Origin of the sequence: Lactobacillus delbrueckii subsp. delbrueckii DSM 20074 = JCM 1012 (assembly GCF_001433875.1) — a bacterium.
Classification (GTDB): Bacteria; Bacillota; Bacilli; order Lactobacillales; family Lactobacillaceae; genus Lactobacillus; species Lactobacillus delbrueckii.
In genome coordinates this window covers 1-18,719 of the sequence record NZ_AZCR01000006.1, presented here as the reverse complement: position 1 = coordinate 18,719, position 18,719 = coordinate 1, and the positions used below count along the sequence as shown (strand labels likewise).

At 53.6% G+C, this 18,719-nt stretch carries 15 protein-coding genes; all 15 read left to right on the top strand.

Going from position 1 to position 18,719, the window contains the following annotated elements; genetic code table 11:
• The first annotated feature begins 135 nt into the window (after window positions 1-135).
• The 15 genes from mutS (at window position 136) to trxA (ending at window position 18,601) form a co-directional block, all read left to right on the top strand.
• Window positions 136-2,706 (top strand): DNA mismatch repair protein MutS, encoded by a 2,571-nt coding sequence (mutS, locus tag FD23_RS02100; protein ID WP_025895505.1) that lies wholly within the window; start codon window positions 136-138, stop codon window positions 2,704-2,706.
• A complete protein-coding gene (gene mutL / locus FD23_RS02095; protein ID WP_025895504.1) occupies window positions 2,706-4,676 on the top strand; it encodes a DNA mismatch repair endonuclease MutL in 1,971 nt (656 codons plus the stop codon). Before mutS ends, mutL begins: the two co-directional genes overlap by 1 nt.
• 9 nt (window positions 4,677-4,685) lie before the next feature.
• Window positions 4,686-5,279, top strand: a complete 594-nt coding sequence (gene ruvA, locus FD23_RS02090) for a Holliday junction branch migration protein RuvA (RefSeq protein WP_025895503.1) — start codon at window positions 4,686-4,688, stop codon at window positions 5,277-5,279.
• 14 nt (window positions 5,280-5,293) lie between these two features.
• Window positions 5,294-6,304, top strand: coding sequence for a Holliday junction branch migration DNA helicase RuvB (ruvB, locus tag FD23_RS02085; RefSeq protein ID WP_025895502.1), 1,011 nt, complete (start codon window positions 5,294-5,296; stop codon window positions 6,302-6,304).
• An 88-nt stretch (window positions 6,305-6,392) separates the two neighbouring features.
• On the top strand, window positions 6,393-6,788 hold the full coding sequence (yajC, locus tag FD23_RS02080; protein WP_025895501.1) for a preprotein translocase subunit YajC: 396 nt from the start codon (window positions 6,393-6,395) through the stop codon (window positions 6,786-6,788).
• Between the two features lie 92 nt (window positions 6,789-6,880).
• Complete coding sequence (zwf, locus tag FD23_RS02075; protein ID WP_025895500.1) at window positions 6,881-8,329, top strand: glucose-6-phosphate dehydrogenase; 1,449 nt, start codon at window positions 6,881-6,883, stop codon at window positions 8,327-8,329.
• Window positions 8,329-9,444 (top strand): DNA polymerase IV, encoded by a 1,116-nt coding sequence (gene dinB / locus FD23_RS02070; protein WP_052933730.1) that lies wholly within the window; start codon window positions 8,329-8,331, stop codon window positions 9,442-9,444. Before zwf ends, dinB begins: the two co-directional genes overlap by 1 nt.
• A gap of 62 nt (window positions 9,445-9,506) precedes the next feature.
• On the top strand, window positions 9,507-10,466 hold the full coding sequence (locus tag FD23_RS02065; RefSeq protein ID WP_052933729.1) for a DHH family phosphoesterase: 960 nt from the start codon (window positions 9,507-9,509) through the stop codon (window positions 10,464-10,466).
• Window positions 10,459-11,820 (top strand): DEAD/DEAH box helicase, encoded by a 1,362-nt coding sequence (locus tag FD23_RS02060; RefSeq protein WP_025895499.1) that lies wholly within the window; start codon window positions 10,459-10,461, stop codon window positions 11,818-11,820. Before FD23_RS02065 ends, FD23_RS02060 begins: the two co-directional genes overlap by 8 nt.
• Before the next feature lie 238 nt (window positions 11,821-12,058).
• The gene (alaS, locus tag FD23_RS02055; RefSeq protein ID WP_025895498.1) at window positions 12,059-14,692 is read left to right on the top strand and encodes an alanine--tRNA ligase; all 2,634 of its coding nucleotides are present in this window, start codon (window positions 12,059-12,061) and stop codon (window positions 14,690-14,692) included.
• 65 nt (window positions 14,693-14,757) lie between these two features.
• Window positions 14,758-15,015 carry an IreB family regulatory phosphoprotein gene (locus FD23_RS02050; RefSeq protein ID WP_003615719.1) on the top strand — a complete coding sequence of 86 codons (258 nt, stop codon included), beginning with the start codon at window positions 14,758-14,760 and terminating at the stop codon, window positions 15,013-15,015.
• Complete coding sequence (ruvX, locus tag FD23_RS02045; RefSeq protein WP_002876575.1) at window positions 15,015-15,443, top strand: Holliday junction resolvase RuvX; 429 nt, start codon at window positions 15,015-15,017, stop codon at window positions 15,441-15,443. Before FD23_RS02050 ends, ruvX begins: the two co-directional genes overlap by 1 nt.
• A gap of 2 nt (window positions 15,444-15,445) precedes the next feature.
• Window positions 15,446-15,769 (top strand): DUF1292 domain-containing protein, encoded by a 324-nt coding sequence (locus tag FD23_RS02040; RefSeq protein ID WP_016396732.1) that lies wholly within the window; start codon window positions 15,446-15,448, stop codon window positions 15,767-15,769.
• Window positions 15,770-15,835: 66 nt separating this feature from the next.
• Window positions 15,836-18,196, top strand: coding sequence for an endonuclease MutS2 (locus tag FD23_RS02035; RefSeq protein WP_025895497.1), 2,361 nt, complete (start codon window positions 15,836-15,838; stop codon window positions 18,194-18,196).
• A gap of 93 nt (window positions 18,197-18,289) precedes the next feature.
• A complete protein-coding gene (trxA, locus tag FD23_RS02030; protein ID WP_025895496.1) occupies window positions 18,290-18,601 on the top strand; it encodes a thioredoxin in 312 nt (103 codons plus the stop codon).
• Window positions 18,602-18,719: the final 118 nt, after the last annotated feature.

Sequence of the window (18,719 nt, the reverse complement as noted above, 5' to 3'; positions counted from 1 at the left end):
ACTGAAAATTAACACACACAAGAATTACTGTAAGAAGGGTCCAGCTTTGGCTGGGCTCTTTTTGCGTGCAGACAAGGCAAGCAGGCCGGCGAAATGCTGTATAATTGAAAGCATACGATAAGCGAGGGAGTTTTTATGCCAAGAAAAGCCACGACTCCAATGATGGAGCAATATTACCAGATTAAAGACCAGTACCCGGATGCCTTTCTCTTCTACCGGGTGGGAGATTTTTACGAACTCTATGAAGACGATGCCATCAAGGGATCACAGATTTTAGAGTTGACCCTGACTCACCGGTCAAATAAGTCGGAAAACCCGATTCCCATGGCCGGGGTGCCCCACATGGCGGTTGATTCTTATGTCAACACTTTAGTGGAAAAAGGCTACAAGGTGGCCATCTGCGAGCAATTGGAAGACCCGAAGAAGGCCAAGGGGATGGTCAAGCGGGGGATCATCCAGCTGGTTACTCCCGGCACCAAGATGGCCCAGGGGCCAGACGACAGCCAGGAAAGCAACTACCTGACCAGCGTGGTTGAAAAGGCCGGCGGCTATGGCCTGGCTTACAGCGACCTGTCGACCGGGGAGATTTTTGTCACCCACGTCAAGCGCTACGCCGAGGTGGTCAACGAGCTCCTGTCTTTGAGAACCCGGGAAGTCGTTTTTGCTGGCAACCTTAGCGCCAGCGACCGGGACAGACTGCAAAAGGCCAACATCACCGTGTCTGAACCGGCAGAACTGGAAGGCGAGCACGCGGAAATTTCCTATGTCCAGCAGAAACTGACTGACTCTATGGAAAAAGCCGCCGTCCGCCAGCTGGTCGTTTACCTTTTGGCCACGCAGAAGCGGAGCCTAGCTCACCTGCAAGTGGCGGAAAGCTTTGAAATCGGCCAGTATTTACAGATGGCCAACACTGTCCAGCGGAATCTGGAACTGACCCAGTCAGCCACGACTGGCAGGAAGCAGGGCTCTTTATTCTGGGTTTTGGACAAGACCACCACGGCTATGGGGGGCCGGCTTTTAAAGCAGTGGCTGAGCCGGCCGCTCTTGTCTTTAGACCGGATTAAGCAGCGCCAGCAGATGGTGCAAGCCCTGTTGGACGACTACTTTACCAGGGAAAATATCGTTGACTCCTTGAAGGGAGTCTACGACCTGGAACGGTTGAGCGGCCGGGTGGCTTTTGGCAATGTCAACCCCCGTGAGCTCTTGCAACTGGCGAAAAGCCTAGAGGCGACCAAGTTGATCATCCAGGCCCTGGCCGAATCGGGCAATCCAGACCTGGAAAAATACGGGCAGGGGATCGACCCGCAAAGTGAACTTGCTGAGAGCATCACTAACTGCTTAGTTGACCAGCCGCCGATTTCGGCTAAAGAAGGCGGCATTATCCGGGCCGGGGTCAGCGAGGACCTGGACAAGTACAGAGAAGCCATGAATGGCGGGAAAAAGTGGCTGGCCCAGATGGAAATGGAAGAGCGGCAGAGAACCGGGATCGATAATCTGAAGATCGGCTACAACCGGGTCTTTGGCTACTTCATCCAAGTCAGCAAGGGGAATGTCGCTAAAGTGCCCCAGGACCGCTACACCAGAAAGCAGACCCTGACCAATGCTGAGCGCTACATTACCCCGGAATTAAAGGAACACGAAAACTTGATTCTGGAAGCTGAGAGCCGGTCAACTGACCTGGAATACGAGCTCTTCAGCCAGCTGAGAGAGGCTGTCAAGGCCCATATCCCGGCCTTGCAGGAACTGGGCCGGCAATTGGCGGCCCTGGACGTCTTCGTGGCCTTTGCCCAGGATGCTGAAGAGAAAAATTACTGCCGGCCAAGTTTTTCCAGCAAAAACGAAATCGCCGTTAAGAACGGCCGCCACCCGGTTGTTGAGGCAGTTTTACCAGCTGGCTCCTATATCCCTAACGACCTGGTCATGGATGAAGACACCAGTATCTACCTCATCACGGGGCCAAACATGTCTGGTAAGAGCACCTACATGAGGCAGCTGGCCTTAATCGCCATCATGGCCCAGATCGGCTCCTTCGTCCCGGCAGACAGCGCCAAGCTGCCAGTTTTTGACCAGGTCTTCACCCGGATCGGGGCCGCTGACGACCTCTACTCCGGCAAGTCCACCTTCATGGTGGAAATGAGCGAGGCCAATGAGGCTCTCCAGCACGCTTCCAGCCGGTCTTTGGTCCTGTTTGACGAAATCGGCCGGGGGACGGCCACTTACGACGGGATGGCCTTGGCCGGGGCGATTATCAAGTACCTGCATGACAAGGTTGGCGCCAAGACCCTTTTTGCCACCCACTACCATGAACTGACTGAACTGGACGAAACCTTGCCGCACTTAAAGAACATCCACGTCGGAGCAACGGAAGAAAACGGCCAGCTGATCTTCCTGCACAAGATTTTGCCAGGACCAGCCGACCAGTCTTACGGGATCCACGTGGCCAAATTGGCTGGCCTGCCGCGGGCCGTTTTAAGAGAAGCCTCCAGCATGCTCAAGCGCCTGGAAGCAGAAGGAGCCCGGGAGATCAACCCAAGCCGCCAGCAGCTGGACCTCTTCAGTCCGGTGGAAGTAGTGGAAGAGAACCCGCTCAAGGCAGAGCAGGAGGAACTGTTAGACGAGATCAGCCAGGTCAACTTGAATGAAAAGACGCCGCTGGAAGTCATGCAGCTGGTAGCTGACTGGCAGCAGGCCTTGAAGGAAGAATAATGGCGAAAATTCATGAACTTTCAGAAAATCTGACCAACCAGATCGCGGCCGGGGAAGTTATCGAGCGGCCGGCCAGCGTGGTCAAGGAACTGGTCGAAAACGCGATCGATGCCCAGGCCAGCCGGATCAGGGTTGAAGTCCAGCATTCGGGCTTAAAGCAGATTTCTGTCCAAGACAACGGCAGCGGGATTGCCCCGGACCAGGTTGACCTGGCTTTTATGCGGCACGCGACCAGCAAGATTCAAGATGAGCATGACTTGTTCAATATCGCGACCTTGGGCTTTAGAGGGGAAGCCCTAGCTTCCATCGCGGCCGTAGCCCATGTGGAAATTTTGACTTCAACTGACGGGCAGACGGCCACCCGGGCAGCTTTTGCCGGCGGGGTGAAAAAGTTCCAGGAAGATGCCGGCAGCGCTAAGGGAACCAAGATCACGGTCGGGGATATTTTTTACAATACTCCGGCCCGGCTGAAGTATCTGAAGAGCCCGAAGACTGAACTCTTGAAGATTGTGGATATTGTCAACCGGATTGCCCTGGGGCACCCGGAAATCAGCCTGACTTTGGCCAGCGACGGGAAAGTCTTGCTCAGAACGCCCGGTAACGGCAACTTAAAGCAAGACGTGGCCAATATTTATGGCCGCAAAGTCGCCGAAAAAATGCTGACGGTGGAAAATGAGGACCCGGACTTTACCCTCTATGGCCTGGTGTCAGGAGCAAACTTGACCCGGTCATCCCGCAACTTTATCTCGATTTTGCTCAATGGCCGCTACATCAAGAACTACCAGCTCTCCAGTGCCCTTTTGGACGGCTACGGCAACAAATTGGGGGGCAAGTACCCGATCGCGGTCTTGGCGATTGAGGCTGATCCCCTCTTAGTCGACGTCAATGTCCACCCGACTAAGGAAGAAGTCCGCCTGTCCAAGGAAAAAGAGCTCAGCCGCTTGATCACCAGTGCCGTGACTGAGGCTTTAATGGATGAGGACGAGGCCAGCCCGCTTTTTCAGCTGACTCCTTTTAAAGACAAGACCCAGTTGGACCAATTGGAATTCAACTTAAAACCAAACGTGGTCGACACCCGCCGGCCAGATGACTTCCAGCTGGAAGTCTCCCAGGTGGCTGAGCCGGAAGGCAAAACAGATATAACTAATAAAAAAGAAACAGAGACAAAAGAAACAAAAGAAACAGCAGAGAAGAAAGAAATTAAACAAGAAGAGAAAGAAGAAAAAACTTCTGCTCCGGAATACGTGGACTTAAACCAGGTCAGAGAAGATGACCAATATGTCTTAACCAAGAGCTGGGACCAACATGTCAAGGAACAGACGGCCCTGCCGCCTTTTGCGGGCGGAGAGAAAGCCACTAGCCCGGTCACGTCAAAGGCTGACCAGCTGCTAAGGCAACACCTGCCGGCCCTGCGCCTTTTGGGCCAGATGGGGGGATATCTCCTGGCTGAACACGGGGGCGACCTTTACCTGCTTGACCAGGTGGCGGCCAGAAGACGGCTGGAGTACGACCAGATTTTAGCCAGCCTGGAAAAAGACGAGAACTACCAGCAAGGCTTGCTTGAGCCTTTGGTCTTTGATTTCAGCGTCTATGACTACCAGAAATTAAAAGACCAGCTGCCCCTTTTGCGCCAGCTGGGCCTGGAGATGGAAGACTTTGGCCAGAACACCCTCTTGATGCACTCTTACCCAACCTGGCTGAAAGGGGAAGTCACCGTGCAGGTCAGGGAGCTCTTGGACCAGCTCTTGTCCAGCCGGGAAAACGATGGAAAAAGTCTCTTGAAGCTGGTGGCCGCTAAGGCGGCGGAAAGCAATGTTTCCCGCCGGGTCAATTTAACCGGCGCTGAAGCCGCCGATCTGCTGCTCCGTTTGCAGACGGCCAGCGACCCTTACCGGGATGCCAGCGGCCAGGTCGCCGTCGTCCGCTTGAGCCAGAATGATTTAAGCAAGCTTTTTAAGAAAGGGAAGTGACAAAACTAGATGTACGAGTATTTTGAGGGCACCATTACCGTGGTTAATCCGGCCTATGTCGTGATTGAAGTGGCTGGGATCGGCTACCGGATCCTGACCCCGACCCCTTATGCCTATAAAGATGGGGACAAGGCCCGGATCTACGTTGAACAGGTCGTCCGAGAAAACGGGATTACCCTCTACGGCTTCAAGAGCCAGCAAGACAAGGTCCTCTTCAACAAGCTTAATGAAGTTTCCGGGATCGGTCCTAAGTCTGCCCTGGCCATCATGGCCGCTGAAGACAACGGAGCCCTGGCTTCCGCCATTGAGAGCGGCGAAGTTTCCTACTTGACCCGTTTCCCGGGGATCGGCAAGAAGACGGCATCCCAGATCGTCCTGGACTTGCGGGGGAAGATGGGCAACTATGTGGCGGAAAACCTCTTTACCGAAGATGAACCGGTTAAGTCTGTTTTCCCAGCCCTGGAAGACGCTCTCCTGGCCCTTGGGGCTTTGGGCTACAGTCAAAAGGAAGTTGACCGGATCAAGCCGAAACTGAAGAAATTGCCGGAAATGTCCGCTGACGAATACATCAAGCAGGGGCTGGGCCTTTTGCTGAAGAAATAAGGGGGTAAAGGGAAATGACGGAAGAACATTTGACCAGCCAGGAAGCCGCCGAAGGCGAGGAAGCGGTGGAACTGTCCTTACGGCCCCAGCTGCTCAGCCAGTATATCGGGCAAGGGCATGTCAAAAAGGACATGGAAGTCTACATCCAGGCCGCCCGCCAGCGTGACGAGGCCCTGGACCATGTCCTTCTTTATGGCCCGCCAGGTTTAGGTAAAACCACCCTGGCCTTTGTTATTGCCAATGAATTGGGGGTCAACTTAAAAAGCACCAGCGGTCCGGCCATCGAGCGGGCCGGGGACCTGGTGGCCCTCTTAACTGACCTTGAGCCGGGGGATGTCTTGTTTATCGACGAAATCCACCGCCTGGCCAAGCCGGTTGAAGAAGTCCTCTATTCAGCCATGGAAGACTTTTACATCGATATCGTGGTTGGGGAAGGGCAGACGACTCATGCCATCCACTTGCCTCTGCCGCCTTTTACCTTGATTGGGGCAACCACCCTGGCCGGGCAGTTGTCGGCGCCTCTGCGCGACCGCTTCGGGATCGTTGAGCACATGCAGTACTACCAGGTCGAAGACTTGAAAAAAATCATCCTCCGCTCAAGCGAGGTCTTTCACACCAAGATTTCCCCGCAAGCTGCCCATGAACTGGCCCGCCGGTCCCGGGGAACGCCCCGGGTGGCCAACCGCCTTTTAAAGCGGGTGCGGGACTTTGCGGAAGTCAAGGGAGAAAAAGAAATCTCCCTGGAAACCACGGCCATGGCCTTAAAGCAGCTGCAAGTCGACAGTGCCGGCTTGGACCAGACTGACCGCAAGCTGCTGAGAACCATGATCTTAAGCTATGGGGGCGGACCGGTCGGGATCCGGACCCTGGCTTCCAATATCGGGGAAGACCGGGAGACGATCGAGTCCCTGTATGAGCCATATCTTTTGCAAAACGGCTTTATCGTCATGACCCCAAGGGGGCGGGTAGTGACCCAGAAGGCCTACCAGCAGCTGAATTTGCCCCTGCCGGGCGAGGAAGAATAGCAAAAAAATCTGTTTTACAGTATAATGTTCGTTAAAGCCTTTTGGCATCTGCCAAAAAGCGGCAAATAAATTTTATGAGGTGGATAATTTGAATACTTTTGCATTAGCCGCAGCCAACAGCGGTGCTGGCAGCAGCATCTTCATGCTGGTTATGCTGGCCGTTTTGTTTGGTTTTACTTACTTTACGATGATCAAGCCGCAAAAGAAGCAGCAACAGCAGCGCCAGGAAATGATGAATCAGCTCAAGAAGGGCGACAGCGTGGAAATGGTCGACGGCCTGCGCGGCAAGATCGACTCAATCAACGATGCTGACAAGACTATCGTCTTGGACGCTGACGGCATTTACCTAACCTTCTCCAGACTGGCAGTCAGAACTGTTTTGAAGCAAGCTGACGCAAGTGAAGCTGAAGCAGCCAAGCCAGCAGAAGAAAAGGCTGAAGCAGCCAAGACTGAAGAAGCAGAAGACAAAGACAGTCAAGAATAAACGAACAAAACGTTCCTTCGGGGACGTTTTTGCTTTGCCTGCGCCGATAAATGGCTAAAATAGTTAGTAGTTGATTTTTTTGAGGTACTATAATGAACAATATTCCAACAGTAATGATCCTTTTCGGCGGCAGCGGCGACCTGGCCCACCGCAAGATCTATCCGGCCCTCTTCAATCTCTACCGCCGGAATGTCATTCACGACAATTTTGCCGTTATCGGCACTGCCCGGCGGCCATGGTCGCATGAATACCTGCGCGAGCAGGTGGCCCAAGCTGTTCATGAAAGCTGGGAAGAGGTCGACGAAGTGCAGCTGACGGAATTTGCCAGCCACTTTTACTACCAGTCCCACGACGTAACCAACGTTGAACACTACGTAACTTTGAAGCAATTGGCCCAGGAACTGGATGAGCGCTATGAATGCGGCGGCAACCGCATCTTCTACATGGCCATGGCCCCAAGCTTCTTTGGGACGATTGCCGAACACATTGCCGACCAGCATTTGACCGGGACCGGTTTCAACCGCCTGGTGGTTGAGAAGCCATTCGGGACTGACCTGGCCAGTGCGGAAGTCTTGAACCAGCAGATCCGCAATTCTTTTGCTGAAGACCAGGTCTTCCGAATCGACCACTACCTGGGTAAGGAAATGGTGCAGAATATCCTGCCTCTGCGCTTTGGCAACTCCTTGTTTAAGCGGATTTGGAACGCCGACGCGGTTAAAAATGTCCAGGTTACCCTGGCTGAACGGCTGGGCGTTGAAGGCCGGGGCGGCTACTATAACAACTCCGGTGCCCTGCGGGACATGGTTCAGAACCACATCATGCAGATCATCACCCTTTTGGCCATGCCGGAGCCAAAAGACTTGTCTGACAAGGCCATCCACGCGGCTAAAGAAGACCTTTTGGCATCTTTAGTTATCCCAGATGAAAAAGCCGTCAGCGAAAACATCATCCGCGGCCAGTATCTGGGGACGGAAACCACTTTTGAATATGTCAAAGAGCCGAACGTGGCAGAAGACTCCAAGACGGAAACTTACGTGGCTGGCCGTTTGGAATTTAGCAAGGGGCCTTTGGCTGGCGTGCCGATTTACTTCCGAACTGGCAAGGAAATGCGGGAAAAGAAGACCCGGGTGGACGTGGTCTTTAAGGATGAAGCTGGCCTGTATGGCGATAAGGCTAAGACCAACGTACTGACTATTGAGATTGACCCGGTCAACCAGGTATACTTCCGCTTAAACGGCAAGATTGTTGCTGGCGGTGACCTCCGTCTTGAAAGATTCCGCTACCGCTACAGCGAAGATGAACAAGCTGAGGTGCCAGACGGCTATGAACGTTTGATCCACGACGTCTTTGTCAACGACTCCACCAACTTTACCAAGTGGGAAGAACTGAAGCAGTATTGGAGATTCGTGGACGCGGTTGAAGCTGCCTGGCAAAAGCAAAACGCTGCCGGCGAAAAGCCGGTCAAGTACCGTCCTTACGGCATGGGGCCGGATACAAGCAAGATCTTTGCGGATCCTGAGGATGGCTGGATCTACAAGTAATGGCCGATATTGACCTTTTGCCCAGGAACGATTTTTCCCGCCGGATCATCCACTTGGACATGGACGCTTTCTATGCTTCAGTTGAAATGCGGGACCGGCCGGAATTGGCGAATAAGGCAGTCGTGATTGCCCGGGACCCCCGGAAAACTGGCGGCCATGGCGTGATCGCCACCGCCAACTACCGGGCCAGAAAGTACGGGGTCGGGTCAGCCATGGCGGCCGCCCAAGCCGTCAAGCTGATTCCAGCTGAAGAACTGGTTTTCGTTGAACCCGATTTCGCGAAATACCACCGGGTTTCCGGGCAAGTGCACGGCTTAATGCACGAACTGACCGACCAGATCGAAAGCGTGGCGCTGGACGAAGCATATATGGACGTGACCCGGAGCAAGATCCCCGGCAAAAGCGCCCTGGAGCTGGCCAGCTATTTGCAAGAGCAGATCTTCCGTCAACTGCATTTGACCTCATCTTTTGGGGTCAGCTACAACAAGTTTTTGGCCAAGATGGGGTCAGAATACGCCAAGCCTTTTGGCCGCACTTATCTTGCCCCGGACCGGGCCCAGGACTTTTTAGACAGGCAGGAGATCAAGAGATTCCCCGGCATCGGCAAGAAGACCCAGGAGCGGCTAAAGGAAGCCGGAGTTTTGACCGGCCGCGACATCAGAAATTACGGGCTCAGCCGCCTTTTAAAAGACTATAAGAAGTCCGGCTACTACATGGCCCTGCATGCTTATGGCATTGACTTAAGCCCCGTCCAAGCCTCCAGGCAGCGCAAGTCCCTGGGCAAGGAGCGGACTTTTGAACTGGTAATCTATGACCCGGACCGAGCTGATGCCTACTTAAAGGACTTCAGCCAGACGGTGGCGGCTGAACTAAAGGAGAGAAATCTTTTAGCCCGGGTGGTCGTTTTAAAGGTCCGCGACCGCAATTTTAAAACTATCACCCGCCGGCAGCAGATCCAGCCGACCAGTGACCCGGAAGTCTTTTACCAGCTGGCCAAGGAGCTCCTGGCCCGGGAACCGGAATTCCTGGCTGAAGGCATCCGCCTCTTGGGCCTGTCAGCCGGCGAACTTGAAGAAAAACATTACCAGGAAATCAGTCTTTTTGCAGATGAATAGCTAAAAGGCTGATTTTTTGCTAAAATGAAATTTTGAACTCATAAGGCAGAAAGGACCCCGCGATGAACACTTTTGACGAAATATTTAGTAAGATTAAGCAGTATCCAACCATTATCCTCCACCGGCACACCAATCCCGACCCGGACGCTATCGGCTCCCAGGCCGCTTTAGCCAAGAGCCTGCGCCTGCAGTTCCCGGACAAGAAGATTCTCTGCACCGGGGAAAATGACGTCGGTGACCTGGACTGGATCAACACCATGGACGAAGTCAAGGATGAAGACTACCAAGGCGCCCTGGTGATCACGACTGACACGGCCAACACGCCGCGGATCTCTGACCAGCGCTACCGGCTGGGGGACTACCTGATCAAGATTGACCACCACCCGGACGTTGACCCATATGCTGACATGTCTTACGTTGACTCAAAAGCCGCTGCTTCCTGTGAAATCATCGCTGACTTTATCGAAGCAGAAGGCCTGCCCCTTAACCAGGAAATCGCCCTGGCCCTCTACGCCGGTATTATCGGTGACACTGGCCGCTTTATGTATGACGCGACCAGCGCCCACACTTTCGAAGTAGTATCCCGCTTGATGGAGACGGGGATCGACATCTCCCAAATTGCCAGAAACGAAAGTGAAGTTACCTTCCAGCAAGCCAAGCTGCAGAGCCTGGCCCTGGAGAAAATGCAGCTGGACGAAAGCGGGCTGGTCGCTATCGCCGTAATTAGCCAGGCTGACTTAAAGGCCCTGGGCGTTACCCAGCCGCAAGCTTCAGTCACTGTTTCAACCCCGGGCCGGATCAAGGGGATTCTGACCTGGCTGGTCATCGTGGAAAAAGAAGACGGTACTTACCGGGTCCACTACCGGTCAAAGGGGCCGCACATCCACAAGCTGGCTGAAGCCCACGACGGGGGAGGCCATGAATTAGCCTCTGGGGCAACGGCCCATGACCAGGTGGAAATCGACCAGATTTTTCAGGAATTAGTTGAAGTAACCAAGAAATACAAGGAAGACCATGAATAGCATTTTTACTGATACCCGCTTAAGAAGCGAAATCCGCCAGGGCCTGGCCAAGATCGGCTTTGCTAAACCGACTCCGGTGCAGGAAAAAGTCATCCCGGCCATGCTGAAAGGCGAAAGCGTGATCGTCCAGGCGGCTACGGGGAGCGGGAAGACCCACGCCTACTTGATCCCGATTTTAAACGCCATTGATGAAGACGCCCGCTATGTCCAGGCCATCGTCACGGCTCCCAGCCGGGAACTGGCTGACCAGCTCTACCGGGTGGCCCGCCAGCTGCGGGATAATTCCGGCTTAAACATCGCCATTGCCCACCTGGCCGGGGGCAGCGACCGGGACCGGCAGATCGCCAGACTTGAACAGAACAAGCCCCAGTTGGTTATCGCTACGCCGGGCCGGCTTTTGGACTTTGCTGACAAGAAGATCCTGCTTTTGGACCAGGTCAAGAACTTTGTCATCGACGAAGCCGATATGACCCTGGACTTGGGCTTCCTGGCCGATGTGGACAAGATTGCCGCCCGCCTGCCAAAGGACGTGGTCATGTCCGCCTTTTCAGCCACGATTCCGGTCAAGCTGACCAACTTTTTACGCAAGTACATGGCCAAGCCGGAAGAAATCGTGATCGACAATCCGGCAGTTATTGCCCCAACCATCAAAAACGATCTCTTGGACATTGGCAGCAAGGACAGAAAGAAGATCGTCTACAAGCTTTTGACCATGGGCCAGCCTTACCTGGCCCTGGTTTTCGCCAATACCAAGCAGATGGTTGACGAACTGGCTGACTACCTGACTAAGCAAGGGCTTAAGGTGGCCAAGATCCACGGCGGCATTACCGAACGGGAAAGAAAGCGGACCCTGCGGGAAGTCCGGGCCGGCCAGTACCAGTATGTCGTCGCCAGCGACCTGGCTGCCCGGGGGATCGACCTGCCTGGCGTCAGCCTGGTGATCAACTATGAGATTCCCAAGGAGCTGGAATTCATTATCCACCGGATCGGCCGGACTGGCCGGAACGGCCTGCCGGGCCACGCCGTGACTTTGGTCAGGGAAGAAGAGATGAACCGGGTGGGGGCCTTGGAGCACATGGGCGTTCACTTTGACTTCGTTGAAATCAAGGACGGGTCACTCGCTCCGCGGACTCACTACCGCCGCCGGGACAACCGGACGGCTGCAAACCGCCAGCTTGACCCCCACATGAGGGGCGTGGTCAAGAAGGTCAAGTCCAAGCGCAAGCCTGGCTATAAGAAGAAGATCAAGCAGGCGATTCAAGAAAATAACCGCAAGAAGCGGAAGATTGAAGCCCGCCACGAAATGCGCCACCAAAAGCGCCTCCGTAAGCGCAAGCGCGAGCAAAACCGTTGACATTTTTTCTATAAGTAGTAAAATTAGGGACGTTTAAGATATGTTTTCTGTCTGGGCGATTCAAAGAGAGAACCGGCAGCTGGGAAGGGTTTATCACCAGGCAGGAAATGCTCCTTAAAGTGATTAATTTAAGATAACCAAGAGGTAACAAGCATTGTTGCAATCAAGGTGGTACCGCGTCTAGAGCGTCCTTGAAGAAGGCAAACATGCTTGTTTTTTGTGTTTTTAGGAGATTTTGATGAAAAAGTTAAACAGTTCAGAATTTCGGCAAATGTTCCTCGACTTTTTTGCTGAACACGGCCACATGGTCATGCAGTCAGCCAGCTTGATTCCAAAGGATGACCCGACTTTGCTCTGGATCAACTCCGGGGTGGCAACCATGAAGAAGTACTTCGACGGCTCAGTTGTGCCAAAGAACCGCCGGATTACCAGCTCACAAAAGTCAATCAGAACCAACGACATTGAAAACGTCGGTAAGACTGCCCGCCACCAAACCTTGTTTGAAATGCTGGGCAACTTCTCAGTTGGTGACTACTTCAAGGAAGAAGCGATTCCTTGGGCCTGGGAATTTTTGACCAGTCCTGACTGGCTGGACCTGGACAAGGACAAGCTTTACGTAACTGTTTACCCTAAGGATACTGAAGCTCACCGGATCTGGCATGAAGTCGTCGGCTTGCCGGAAAGCCACATCGTGCAATTGGAAGACAACTTCTGGGACATCGGTGAAGGCCCATGTGGTCCTGACTCAGAAATCTTCTACGACCGTGGCCAGGAAAACAATGACGTGCCAGAAGACGACCCGGAAAACTACCCAGGCGGGGAAAACGCCCGTTACCTGGAAATCTGGAACATCGTCTTTTCAGAATTCAACCACCTGCCAGACGGCAGCTACGTTGAACAGCCACACAAGAACATCGATACCGGGATGGGTCTGGAACGTGTCCTGTCTATCCTGCAAGATGCCCCGACCAACTTTGAAACCGACCTCTTCCTGCCAATCATCCACGCTACTGAAGAAATGAGCGCGGGCAAGAAGTACGGCGCAAACAAGGCTGACGACACTTCCTTCAAGATTATCGCTGACCACATCCGGGCTATCTCCTTTGCCATCGGTGACGGGGCTCTGCCAGGCAACACTGGCCGCGGCTACGTTTTGCGCCGGCTTTTGCGGCGGGCAGCCTTGAACGGCCGCAAGCTGGGCATCGACGGCGCCTTTCTTTACAAGCTGGTGCCAGTTGTCGGCGACATCATGAGGAGTCACTACCCAGAAGTCAGCGACCAGGCTGAATTCATCAGCAAGGTCATCAAGAACGAAGAAGACCGCTTCGATGTAACTTTGGAAGCCGGCTTGACTTTGCTGGACGACTTGATCGACAAGGCCGAAAAAAGCGAAGACAAGACCATCTCCGGCAAGGACGCCTTCAAGATGTTCGACACTTACGGCTTCCCATACGAATTGACGGTTGAAGCTGCTGAAGACAAGGGCTTGAAGGTTGACAAGGATGGCTTTGACGCCGAAATGGAAGCGCAGAAGGAACGTGCCCGCAAGGCCCGGGGTAACCTGCAATCCATGGGTTCACAAGACGAAACCTTGATGAAAATCAAGGACAAGAGCGTCTTTGAATACGGGGTCTATGAAGAAGAAAGCCAGCTGGTTGACATCATCGTTGACGACAAGCTGGTGGACAAGGCTGACGGTGAAAAGGCAACCTTGATCTTCGATAAGACGCCATTTTACGCTGAACGGGGCGGCCAGGTGGCTGACCACGGTGACATCTACGACCAGGAAGGCAACTTAGTTGCCCGGGTAGTTGACGTTCAGCACGCGCCTAACGACCAGAACCTGCACTTTGTCGACGTGATCCTGCCACTTGTAAAGGGGCAGACCTACAAGCTGAAGATTGACCGGGCGCGCCGGGAAGGCCTCCGCCACTCTCACTCAGCTACCCACCTCTTGCACGCCGCCTTGCGGCAAGTATTGGGTGAACACACCCACCAGGCCGGGTCAGTTGTTGAACCAGACTACTTGAGATTCGACTTCACTTCCCTTGACCCAATCACGCCAAGAGAATTGAAGAACGTTGAAAAGATCGTCAACGAAAAGATCTGGGAAGCAATTCAAGTCAAGACCACGGAAACTGATCCGGAAACCGGTAAGAAGATGGGGGCCTTGGCTCTGTTTGACGACAAGTACACTGATAAGGTCAGAGTCGTGCAAATGGATGACTTCTCCATCGAATTCTGCGGGGGTACTCACTGTGACAACACCTCCCAAATCGGCGTCTTCAAGATTATTTCTGAACAAGCCATCGGTGCCGGGGTCAGAAGAATTGAAGCCGTAACTTCCAAGCTGGCTTACGAATACTTAGCTGGCCGCTCAGACATCCTGGACCAGATCCAGGCTCAAGTTAAGGCCACTAAGGCTGACGACATCCAAAGCAAGATTGCCAGCCTGCAAGAAGAACTCAGAAGCGCTGAAAAGCAAAACGCCGCTTACAAAGCCCAAATCAACGCTTCCAAGGCCGGCAAGATCTTTGATCAGGTCAAGACGGTTGGTGACTTGACGGTTATCGCTACGATCGCTGACGTCAAGGGGATGAACGACTTGCGGGAAATCGCTGACCAATGGAAGAGCGAAGGCAAGTCTGACGTCTTGATCCTGGGCGCTAAGTCTGAAGACAAGGCCAACATGCTGATCAGCCTGGGCCAAAAGGCCCTGGACAAGGGTCTGAAGGCCGGCGACTTGATCAAGAGCGTGGCTGCTATCTTTGGCGGTGGCGGCGGCGGCCGGCCAAACATGGCCCAAGCCGGCGGCAAGAAGCCAGAAGGCCTGCAGGATGCCATCGATGCTGCAGTTAGCCAGCTGGACTAATTAAGCTAAAATAATTGAGTTAAGGAAAATTTTTAAGTAGAATAGACAAAAGAGGGGGAATAACAATGAGTTCGCTTGATAAGACGATGCACTTTGATTTTAATCAGAATAAGGGAAAGAACATCCGCGACACTCTGGAAGACGTATACAAGGCCCTGGAAGAAAAGGGCTACAGCCCGATCAACCAAATCGTGGGTTACCTGCTTTCAGGCGACCCAGCGTACATCCCACGCCACAACGACGCCCGGAACCTGATCTTGAAGCACGAACGCGATGAAATAATCGAAGAACTGGTCAAGAGCTACCTGGACAAGGACAAGTAATGCGCCTGCTGGGTTTGGACGTCGGCTCCAAGACCATCGGGGTGGCCGTCAGTGATCCCTTGGGCATCACCGCCCAGGCAGTGATGACGATCCCGATTGATGAAGACCGGCACAATTTCGGCATGCGGTCTTTAAAGAAGCTGGTCCGCGAATATGAAGCGGACGGCTTTGTCCTGGGCCTGCCTAAGAACATGGACGGAACGGCCGGCCGGTCGGTCAGCCGGAGCAAGGCCATGGGCGAGCGCCTGGAGCAGAAGTTCGGCTTGCCAGTCTACTATGACGATGAACGCTTGACGACCGTGGCCTCAGAGAGGATTTTGGTTGAAGAGGCGGGAATGCATGATCGCCGGCAGCGCAAGGAGGTCGTTGACCAAATGGCAGCTGTGTTGATTTTGCAGAACTATTTGGATTTACAGCGAAAGGAATAACTATGGCTTTTGAAGTTAGCGCCGAAGATCAAGACAGACAATTGACCTTGATCGATGAAGACGGCAACGAAGAATTATTTGAAGTATTGTTTACTTTTCATTCTGACGACAATGACAAGTCCTACATCCTGCTTTACCCGGCAGCTGTAGAAGATGACGACGAAATTGAAGTCCAGGCTTTCAGCTACGACGCCGATGAAGATGGCGACGTAACCAGCAGCGACCTGCACGAAATCACTTCTGACGCTGAATGGGACATGGTTCAAGGGGTGCTCAACACCTTCCTTGAAGATGACCGTTTGAGCGGTGAGGATTCTGCAGAATAAGAAAGAAGCGGGTGCTTAGCCCGCTTTTTTTGTTAGGAAAATTTTTTAGATAAAATTACTGAGATGATGAATCATAAAATTTTAGACATTCTGGAATACCAGGAAATTAGCAGCCGCCTGGCTGAACAAGCGGTAACGGCTCCGGCCAAGAGCAAGGCCTTGAACCTCCAGCCCGCCAGCGACCGGGAGACGGTCAGCCGGGCCTTAAGCGAAACCAAGGCCCTGGTTGACTTGGACCGGATCAAGGGCCAGCTGCCTTTGACCGACTTTCAAGATGTTGCGCCCAGCCTCAAGCGTTTGAAGGTCAAGGCCGACTTGAACGCCCTGGAATTAGGCAATATCCTGCTGATTTTCACCCTGGCCCAGGAAAGCAGCCGCTTTGTAGAAGACGCGGAAGAAAATAAGACCTTGGACCTGGCGGCGATTGAAACTTTGCTGGATGACCTGGAATTGCCGGATGACCTTTACCGGCGCCTGCGGACTTCGCTGACTTATGACGGGGAAGTCCTGGATACCGCTTCAGCTGACCTGGCTCGCCTACGCCACGGCCGCCTGGCCACGGAAGCGGAAATCAAGGAAAAGATGACCGCCTACACCAAGGGCAAGAACGGCCAGTACCTGTCTGAGCAGATCGTGACCATCCGGGACGACCGCTACGTTATCCCGGTCAAGCAGGAATACCGCTACAAGTTCGGCGGGGTGGTCCACGACCAAAGTGCCTCTGGCCAGACCTTGTTTGTTGAACCGGCTGCCATCCTGCCGTTAAACAACCGCCTGCAAAACTTGCTGGCTGAAGAGCGGCAGGAAATCCACCGGGTTCTGCATGAACTGTCTCTGGACGCCAGAGAAGAAATGGAAGCTATCAAGCGGGTGGCCGGGGCTTTAAGCGAATTGGACTTCCTCCAGGCCAAGGCCAAGCTGGCCAAGCAGATGCGGGCCAGCCAGCCGGCTTTGTCTGCTGACCAGTCCTTTAAGCTTCTGGGGGCCCGTCACCCCTTGATTGATCCAGACAAGGTCGTGGCCAATGACATTGCTTTAGGCCAGGACTTTGACACGATTTTGATCACCGGGCCCAACACTGGTGGTAAAACGATCACTTTGAAGACGGCAGGCTTGCTCCAGCTGATGGCCCAGTCCGGTCTCTTTATTCCGGCTAATGAGGGCTCCAGCGTGGCGGTTTTTGACCAGATTTTTGCTGATATTGGGGACGAACAGTCAATCGAGCAGTCGCTGAGTACTTTTTCATCCCATATCAACGATATCGTGGCGATCATGAAGCGTGTCAGCGACCAAAGCCTGGTCCTGATCGACGAAATCGGGGCCGGGACCGACCCGGAAGAAGGGGCCCGCCTGGCCATCTCAATTTTGGACTTCTTCAGAAAGAAGGGGGCCAAGATCATCGTCACGACCCACTACCCGGAACTCAAGCTCTATGGCTATAACAGAGAGCGGACCACCAACGCCTCCATGGAATTTGACATCAAGACCCTGTCGCCGACCTACCGCCTGCAGATGGGGATCCCGGGTCACAGTAATGCCTTTGCCATTGCCCGCCGGCTGGGCATGCGGGAAGACGTGGTGGCCGGGGCTGAGAAGCTGATGAGCAGCGATGATTCTGACATCAACCACATGATCGACGAATTAAACAAGCAGACCAAACTGGTCACGGAAAACAAGCAGAAGCTGCAGACCAGCCTGGACCGGGCCAAGCAGCTGGAAAAGAAGCTGCAGGATGCCCTGGATATCTACAACCAGCGGGTCCAAAAGCAGCTGGACTTTGCCTTGGACCGGGCCAATGAAATCGTGGCCAAGAAGCGCAAGAAGGCCGACAAGATCATCGCCGAGCTGGAGGAAGCCCGCAAGGAAGGGATGCAGGTCAAGACCAACCAGCTGATGGACGCCAAGGGCAAATTCAACCAGCTGGCCAAGCAGGAGGACAATCTGGCCAAAAACAAGGTCCTGCAAAAGGAAAAGAAACGCCACCACGTCCAGGTAGGTGACAAGGTCAAGGTCCTGTCTTACGGGCAGACCGGGACGGTGACCAAGCAGTTGGGTGAGCATGACTATGAGGTTTCCTTGGGCCGGATCAAGCTCAAGGTGACCGACAGGGACATCGACAAGCTGGCCGCCGGGCAGAAGCAGCAGGCCCAAAGACGGGCCACTTCTGCCTCCCGGTCCAGCCGGGCCCGCAGTTCCTTGGATCTTAGAGGGCAGCGCTATGAAGAGGCCATGGTCAATTTGGACCGGTACTTTGACACCATCCTTTTGTCCGGCCTTAGCACGGTCACGATCATCCACGGGATCGGGACCGGGGCCATCCGGCAGGGGGTCCAGCAGTATCTCAAGCGCAACAAGCATGTCAAGAACTACAGCTACGCGCCAGCCAATGAAGGCGGGACTGGGGCCACGATCGTGACCTTAAAGTAGGCAATCTACTTGCAAAAAGTAAGTAAGTCTAGTAAACTTAAAGCAGTAAGTAGATAATAATGTTTTTCAGATTAACGAATTTGAGGTATTTATATGGTAGATGAAATTACTGACGCAACTTTTGAAGAAGAAACCAAGGATGGCTTAGTTCTGGTTGACTTTTGGGCAACCTGGTGCGGTCCTTGCCGGATGCAGTCACCAGTCATCGAAGCTTTGGCTGAAGAAAGACAAGACGTGCACTTCACTAAGATGGACGTTGACGACAACCCGGAAACGCCCAAGAACTTTGGCATCATGGCCATCCCAACCCTCTTGATCAAGAAGGACGGGCAAGTGGTTGACCGCTTGACTGGCTACACTCCAAAGGAAAAGCTGAACGAAATTCTTGACCAGTACGCTGACTAAGAAATAAGCATGTAAAAAGACCAGAGCCAATGGCTCTGTGATGTGACCCCCAAAATTGGGACAATTTAGTATTACGCCGTTAAGGTTGTTAAAACATGATTCCGATATTCAATCGGGG

Bases quoted from the DNA above. Each gene is read 5' to 3' on its own strand.
- mutS (WP_025895505.1), top strand. From the start codon at position 136: ATGCCAAGAAAAGCCACGACTCCAATGATGGAGCAATATTACCAGATT.
- mutL (WP_025895504.1), top strand. From the start codon at position 2,706: ATGGCGAAAATTCATGAACTTTCAGAAAATCTGACCAACCAGATCGCG.
- ruvA (WP_025895503.1), top strand. From the start codon at position 4,686: ATGTACGAGTATTTTGAGGGCACCATTACCGTGGTTAATCCGGCCTAT.
- ruvB (WP_025895502.1), top strand. From the start codon at position 5,294: ATGACGGAAGAACATTTGACCAGCCAGGAAGCCGCCGAAGGCGAGGAA.
- zwf (WP_025895500.1), top strand. From the start codon at position 6,881: ATGAACAATATTCCAACAGTAATGATCCTTTTCGGCGGCAGCGGCGAC.
- dinB (WP_052933730.1), top strand. From the start codon at position 8,329: ATGGCCGATATTGACCTTTTGCCCAGGAACGATTTTTCCCGCCGGATC.
- FD23_RS02065 (WP_052933729.1), top strand. From the start codon at position 9,507: ATGAACACTTTTGACGAAATATTTAGTAAGATTAAGCAGTATCCAACC.
- FD23_RS02060 (WP_025895499.1), top strand. From the start codon at position 10,459: ATGAATAGCATTTTTACTGATACCCGCTTAAGAAGCGAAATCCGCCAG.
- alaS (WP_025895498.1), top strand. From the start codon at position 12,059: ATGAAAAAGTTAAACAGTTCAGAATTTCGGCAAATGTTCCTCGACTTT.
- FD23_RS02050 (WP_003615719.1), top strand. From the start codon at position 14,758: ATGAGTTCGCTTGATAAGACGATGCACTTTGATTTTAATCAGAATAAG.
- ruvX (WP_002876575.1), top strand. From the start codon at position 15,015: ATGCGCCTGCTGGGTTTGGACGTCGGCTCCAAGACCATCGGGGTGGCC.
- FD23_RS02040 (WP_016396732.1), top strand. From the start codon at position 15,446: ATGGCTTTTGAAGTTAGCGCCGAAGATCAAGACAGACAATTGACCTTG.
- FD23_RS02035 (WP_025895497.1), top strand. From the start codon at position 15,836: ATGAATCATAAAATTTTAGACATTCTGGAATACCAGGAAATTAGCAGC.
- trxA (WP_025895496.1), top strand. From the start codon at position 18,290: ATGGTAGATGAAATTACTGACGCAACTTTTGAAGAAGAAACCAAGGAT.